Source organism: Bartonella sp. AP58NXGY, assembly GCF_042195785.1.
GTDB lineage: Bacteria > Pseudomonadota > Alphaproteobacteria > Rhizobiales > Rhizobiaceae > Bartonella.
Genome location: NZ_JBHIOY010000363.1, coordinates 1 through 596, shown reverse-complemented (window position 1 = coordinate 596; position 596 = coordinate 1). Strand labels below are relative to the sequence as shown.

1 pseudogene is annotated in these 596 nt (G+C 40.6%); it reads right to left on the bottom strand.

From position 1 onward, the window contains the following. Positions 1–596, bottom strand: a pseudogene (locus ACFINC_RS11435) (glycine zipper family protein); the annotation flags it as partial.

Sequence of the window (596 nt, the reverse complement as noted above, 5' to 3'; positions counted from 1 at the left end):
TTTGAGAGCTCTTTGAAATCCTTTATTCTCGAAAAGTTTATCAAGAACTGGGTAATGTTCTTGTCCTATTGTAGTTTGCCTTGCTTGTTCATAGAGATGATCATGCGCTTCTTTCCCTTGCCGTTTAAGTGTTCTACTTAAAGTATCTCTATGCTGGTATGGCGCAATTGTCTGCTCCATCACATCATCAAGACGTTGAACAGAACCGCCTAATCTTTTCTCATGCGCTTGTTTTAAGATATTATAGACATCTTCATTGGTTTTAGATGAATTCCACAAAGCCTGTCGTAGTTTTTCATTAATGTCTGTCAAAAATACCTTATGAGGTTCTGAGCTAAGGCGTTCAATGATGCTTTCCGTTTTATTATCGTAAAGATGTTTAGCAACTTCTCTCAAAGCTTTATTGGAAACCTCTTTACGAGATGGATTAAAAACTCTCCTTATAATGGGAGTATCCTTTACAAGATTTCCTGCACCACGAACTACCTTAGAAATTCCCATACCTCCTAAAGCAGCAGCCGGCGTCAAAACAGCGCCACCCGCAGCACCAGCTATCGCCGAATGTACCGTATCATTGTACCCCTCTCCTGCACCAG